Source organism: Pseudomonas sp., assembly GCF_041601375.1.
In the GTDB taxonomy this organism is placed as follows: domain Bacteria; phylum Pseudomonadota; class Gammaproteobacteria; order Pseudomonadales; family Pseudomonadaceae; genus Aquipseudomonas.
The window spans coordinates 1-5,710 of record NZ_JBFIIG010000233.1 but is presented as its reverse complement, the minus strand read 5'-3'; the positions used below and the strand labels follow the sequence as shown (position 1 = coordinate 5,710).

Here is a 5,710-nt window from a genome sequence, read left to right as displayed (position 1 = left end):
GGCATTCTACTCCTGATCCGGGCCCGCGACCGCGTCCCTGGGCGCGGGTGATCGGCTCCCTGGCGTTATTCGGTTTTCTGATCGGCCTGATGATCGGCCGTATGCTGCAGCCCGACCCTTTGCGGCTGGCCAGTGTCGAGGTGGTGGAGCAGGGACTGCAGCTGTGGTTCAACGTCGAGCCGAAGGCGCGTGCCGACCACATCGACGGGGTGTTTTTCCTGCGGGTCGAGAGTCTGGGGCGCGAGCAACAGGGGCAGTTGCGCCTGCAGGGCAAGGTGGTCAATTGGCGGCTGCGGCGCGAGGGGCGGGACTTGCTGCTGCGGGTGCTGGCGGCCCGTCCGCTGCGCGGCGAGTGGCATGCCGAGGAGCTGGACGGGCGCTGGCGGCTGACGATCAGCCTGGCGTACGAATAAAAGAGGGGATTCCCCGGCCTGCCTGTACCAAGGTCCCCAAAACTGGGATTGCTTAAGCATATGCAGGGTGTGTGCCAGTTTTATTGCAGTGCTTGCAGGGCTTGAAAATACTGGGCTTCAGCCCTTTTGGCAGGCTGCCCGACGAGCAGTATGGTGAGCCTTGGCGGTGCAGGGGGCGCGGATGGTGCATTGTCAGGGCGCAAATGCCGCAGGCCATCAACCGCGCAAGCTGTGGCAGGCGCCAGGGTTTTTGTCCGTATGGGCCCTGTCTGATGTTCGCGGAAACGGCGAGCGTCGGGCCGGCGCCCGGTTCGGCGAGGGTGCGCCGTGCGTGGAAATGATCGTGGCAGCGTAAAAGATCCCCCGTCGTCCAGACAACCGCGCTGTCGCGCAGCAAACTGGGTGCGCGCAGAGCCCGCCGTCGTAGGATCGGCTTCAGCCGCGAAGCTTTGCTGTGCCGCGAAGAATTCGCGGCTGAAGCGGAACGCCGCCCGGCCGCTCCTACAGAGGACGTAATAATCAATAAAATCAATGGAATACAGGTTTTTTGATGAGGGATCCCCCGTCGTCCAGACAGCCGCGCTGTCGCGCAGCAAACTGTGTAGGAGCCAGCTTGCTGGCGATGCTTTTGATCTGCAGATATCGCCAGATCGCCGGGACGCCAGATCGCAGCAAGCTGGCTCCTGCAGGGCTCATTTCATGATCTAATTTCTATCTATAAAACAACGGGTTATTTCTTGTTTGAGAGCGGCTGCAGCCGCCAACTCCGCAGATAGGCCCGCTCCCGCAGGAATGCCGATAGCCTCCTGGCCGGGCACATGGTCAATGAAAAAACGGGCCAGCGGCCCGTTCTTGCGTATCCAGCTGGCGCTTAGGTGTCGTCGTTGTCGTCGTCGTCAGTGCCGTCGACCTTCATGCCCAGTTCCTTGATCTTGCGGGTCAGGGTGTTGCGGCCCCAGCCCAGCAGCAGGGCGGCGTCACGGCGGCGGCCGGCGGTGTGCTTGAGCGCTGTTTCGATCATGATCCGCTCGAAGGCCGGTACGGCGCTGCCGAGCAGATCCGACTGGCCGCGGGTCAGGGCCTGGTCGGCCCATTGGCGCAGGGCCTGTTCCCAGTTGCTCACCGGTGCGCTGTCCTGCGGTTGGCTGAGCAGTTCCGGGGGCAGGTCGCCGACGTGCACTTCGCGCCCGGAGGCCATCACGGTGATCCAGCGGCAGGTGTTCTCCAGCTGGCGCACGTTGCCCGGCCAGGGCAGCTGCTGCAGGTAGTCCTCGGTCCCGCTTTTCAGCAGCTTGGGTTCGACGGCCAGTTCCAGGGCGGCGCGGGCGAGAAAGTGGCGGGCCAGGGTGGGGATGTCTTCGCGCCGGTCGGCCAGGCGCGGGATGTGGATGCGGATCACATTGAGGCGGTGGAACAGGTCTTCGCGGAACTTGCCTTCCTGCACCAGGGTTTCCAGGTTCTGGTGGGTGGCGGCGATGATCCGCACATCCACCTTGACCGGGGTGTGGCCGCCGACCCGGTAGAACTCGCCGTCGGCCAGCACGCGCAGCAGGCGGGTCTGGGTGTCGGCCGGCATGTCGCCGATTTCGTCGAGGAACAGGGTGCCGCCGTCGGCCTGCTCGAAACGCCCGCGGCGCAGATTGGCGGCGCCGGTGAAGGCGCCTTTTTCGTGGCCGAACAACTCGGACTCCATCAGGTCTTTCGGGATCGCCGCCATGTTCAGGGCGATAAAGGGCGAAGCGGCCCGTGGGCTGTGGCGGTGCAGGGCGTGGGCGACCAGCTCCTTGCCGGTGCCGGATTCGCCGTTGATCAATACCGTGATATTGGAGTGGGAGAGCCGGCCGATGGCGCGAAACACCTCCTGCATGGCTGGGGCTTCGCCGATGATTTCCGGCGTGCGCGGTTGCTCGATGGGCGCCTGCAGGCCTTGCTGCTCTTGGGCGTGCTGATAGGCGCGCTTGACCAGGGAGACGGCTTCATCGACGTCGAACGGCTTGGGCAGGTACTCGAAGGCGCCGCCCTGATAGGACGCCACTGCGCTGTCCAGGTCGGAATGGGCGGTCATGATGATGACCGGCAGGCGCGGGTAGAGGTTGCGGATCTGCGCCAGCAGTTCCAGGCCGCTGGAGCCGGGCATGCGGATATCCGAGACGATCACATCCGGTTGTTGCCGGCCGAGGTGGCTGAGCACGCCGTCGGCGCTGTCGAAGCTCTGGGTGGTCATGCCTTCCTGTTGCAGGGCTTTTTCCAGCACCCAGCGGATGGAGCGGTCGTCGTCGACGATCCATACGGTTTCACTGCGACTCATGACGGAGTTACTCCTTGTTCAAGCGGCAGGAAGATCGAGAACACGGTGTGACCAGGATGGCTCTCGCACTCGATCAGCCCCTGATGCTGACTAATGATGTTCTGGGTGATCGCCAGGCCCAGCCCGGTGCCGTCGGCACGCCCGCTGACCATGGGGTAGAAGATGGTGTCCAGCAGCTCGGCAGGGATGCCGGGGCCGTTGTCGATGATTTCCAGGCGGGTCACCAGGCGGTGGCGGACATGGCCGATGGTGAACTGGCGCAGGGTGCGGGTGCGCAGGGTGATGCGGCCCAGGCGCATTTCGTTCTGCGCACCGATGGCCTGCATGGCGTTGCGCACGATATTGAGCACGGCCTGGATCATCTGTTCGCGATCGATCAGGACGTCGGGAATGCTCGGGTCGTAATCGCGCACCAAGATGATGCTGCCCTGGCTTTCTGCCTCGACCAGGCTGCCGACCCGCTCCAGCACTTCGTGGACGTTGGTCATCGCCAGCGACGGCAGCTTGTTCGAGCCGAGCATGCGGTCGACCAGATTGCGCAGGCGGTCGGCTTCTTCGATGATGACGCTGGTGTAGTCCCTGAGGTCTTCGTTGGGCAGTTCGCGGGCCAGCAACTGGGCGGCGCCGCGGATGCCGCCGAGCGGGTTCTTGATCTCGTGGGCCAGGCCGCGCACCAGCAGCTTGGTGGTTTCCTGCTTGGACAGCTGCGCCTCTTCCTTGGTGATGCGCAGCAGGCGATCGCGCGGATGCACCTCCAGCAACAGCAGGGTCTCGCCGCGATTGATGATCGGCGTCACCGCGTAATCGACGGTCAGGGTCTGGCCGGTGACGGCGGTCAGCACCGCCTCGCGCTTGTTGAACGGGTGCGCTTGCTCGACGGCCTGGCGCAGCGCGCTCAGGGCTTCGGCCGATTCGGTGAACAGCTCGCTGATGAATTGTCCGTGGCTGCGCTGGCCGCTGACGGCCAGAAGCATTTCCGCCGCCGGGTTCATGTACTCGAGACGCAGGTCGGCGTTGAGCAGCAGGGTGGCGGTGGTCAGGTTGTCGAGCAGCAGGCGGTGCAGTGCGTCATTGATAGTCATAGGCAGAGGCTTCCGGCAGTGCAGCAGGAAAATGCAAGAAGCAAACCAAAGCCCCGAAAAGACGCGCGGAATCAGTGATGGCGGCAAATTGGGGGCGATTCGGTTCGGCCGTCGGGCAGGCAGACGAACCAAAACAGGGAAAGTATAGTGGCTGGGGTGATGCTGGGCACCAAAATGGTGCGAGCGCGGGGTCAGATAAAGGGCACGAAGGGGATGTCGCGCTTCTCCGCGGGCTTGTCCTTGAGCGGGCATTCCGGGCGCACGCCGTAATCGTCTTGCTTGCAGGGGTTGACCTGGCGTTTCTGCGCCAAGGAAATACGCAGCATATGCAGCGGCTGGCTGGGGGTGCGCTCTAGGGTGCGGCCCTGGGCATCGATGATTTCCACGGCCAGTTGATGGGTGCCGCGGTCGATATTCTCCAGCGCAAAAACCGGGCTGCGTCCGCCTTCGTCGCGTGGCTGGCCATCCAGCAGCAGGCGAAAGCGGTGGCCGCTGTGCAGTGCCGGTTCGCTGCTGGCGGTGACGATCAGGTTGCCGGCGTTGTCGCGGACGGTCGCATCGGGCAGCGGCAGCAGAATGCGCAGCATCCGATAGGATAGCGTGGGTGCCGGGGGGGCTGCCGCGGGCGCTGGCGGTGCGCTGGCGGGCATGCTCATGTTGTTGGTCGCAGGCAGTTCAATGCGTTCTGCATTGTCGCTGGTTGGGCGGTCGGTGAAGACGCGGTTGCCGTCCGCGTCGACATAGGTATAGACCTGGGCGGCGGCCGGCAGGCCAACCAGTAACAGGCAAAGCAGCAGGGTGCGCATGGGTCAGGGGGCCGGATTGGGGGATGGTGGTGGCGATGGTGCCGGGAGAAACGCCGGGCTGCTGGTATGGACCCGCTGTACGGTGAAGGTGACGGAGTCGCTCTGTTGAATCGGCTCGTCACCGCTCAGCACTTCGACCGCCAGGCTGTGTTCGCCGCGAGCGATATTGACCAGTTGCAGGCGCGGTACGTTGCTCGGCTGGCCGTAGGGTTGGCCATCGAGCAGCAGACGCAGGCGGTGGTTGGGGGCCAGGCGTGGCTCAAGCTCAACCCCGACGCTGAAGGTGCCGTCGTTCTCGCGCAGTGCGCCGTTGCTGGGCAGGCCGGTCAACTGCAGGGTGCGATAGGGCGCTTCGACCCCGCTGTCGTTGCTGTCGGTGCTCGGCGGGGGCGGCGGTACCTGCATTTCCACGGTATTGGTCGGCGGCAGTTCGACGGGTTGCGCCGCCGCGTCTTGCGGCGGCTGGTTGGTGAACACCGTGTTGCCGTTGACGTCGGTGTACTTGTAGATCTGCGCCGCCGCGGGTAGCGCCAGGCTCAGCAGCAGGCAGGTGAGTATCAGGCGCATGGCCAATCTCCGAATAGAGTCCCGTCAAGACTTGCACTGGTGGATCGCGCTGGCAAGGGCGGGCGTGTTGCTATCTGTACCAGCGCAACAAATCAGCTTCTCGGTGGGGAGGGCTTGGGGTGGCTAGCCATAAAAAAGGCTGTGTCTGCGTTAGTGGTTGAAAGGGGTTTTTGACAGTAAATCTGCGCGCCCGGCCCACCCTACGAAATTGCTCTTCAACTAGTAGCGGATACATGACCACAAAAAAGGCCACCCGAAGGTGGCCTCTTGTCTTGCTTACTGGCTTAGACGCTGTAGTACAGGTCGTATTCCAGCGGGTGTACGAAGGTGCGAACCTTGATTTCTTCCTCGCTCTTCAGCTCGAGGTAGGCGTCGATGAAGTCGTCGGAGAACACGCCGCCCTTGGTCAGGAACGCGCGGCCCTTGTCCAGCTCTTCCAGGGCTTCTTTCAGGCTGCCGCAGACTTGCGGGATCAGCTTGCCTTCTTCCGGCGGCAGGTCATAGAGGTTCTTGTCGGCAGCATCGCCGGGGTGG

General features: G+C 63.8%; 5 protein-coding genes and 1 pseudogene. 1 reads left to right on the top strand and 5 read right to left on the bottom strand.

The window, feature by feature from the left end:
* A partial coding sequence (locus ABZE94_RS19850) for a hypothetical protein (RefSeq protein ID WP_372877706.1) occupies nt 1–413 on the top strand: 413 nt, incomplete at its 5' end.
* 871 nt (nt 414–1,284) lie between these two features.
* Here the strand turns inward: ABZE94_RS19850 and ntrC are convergent.
* From ntrC to glnA, 5 genes and pseudogenes are all read right to left on the bottom strand, one after another.
* Entirely contained in the window at nt 1,285–2,721 is a 1,437-nt protein-coding gene (ntrC, locus tag ABZE94_RS19845; RefSeq protein WP_372877704.1) for a nitrogen regulation protein NR(I), read from the bottom strand.
* The gene (gene glnL / locus ABZE94_RS19840) at nt 2,718–3,803 is read right to left on the bottom strand and encodes a nitrogen regulation protein NR(II) (RefSeq protein ID WP_372877702.1); all 1,086 of its coding nucleotides are present in this window, start codon (nt 3,801–3,803) and stop codon (nt 2,718–2,720) included. The genes ntrC and glnL overlap by 4 nt, the downstream gene beginning before the upstream one ends.
* Before the next feature lie 191 nt (nt 3,804–3,994).
* The gene (locus ABZE94_RS19835; protein ID WP_372877700.1) at nt 3,995–4,609 is read right to left on the bottom strand and encodes a DUF4124 domain-containing protein; all 615 of its coding nucleotides are present in this window, start codon (nt 4,607–4,609) and stop codon (nt 3,995–3,997) included.
* Nucleotides 4,610–4,612: 3 nt separating this feature from the next.
* Nucleotides 4,613–5,176, bottom strand: a complete 564-nt coding sequence (locus ABZE94_RS19830; RefSeq protein ID WP_372877698.1) for a DUF4124 domain-containing protein — start codon at nt 5,174–5,176, stop codon at nt 4,613–4,615.
* A gap of 284 nt (nt 5,177–5,460) precedes the next feature.
* Nucleotides 5,461–5,710 (bottom strand): annotated as a pseudogene (glnA, locus tag ABZE94_RS19825) (glutamine synthetase); the annotation flags it as partial.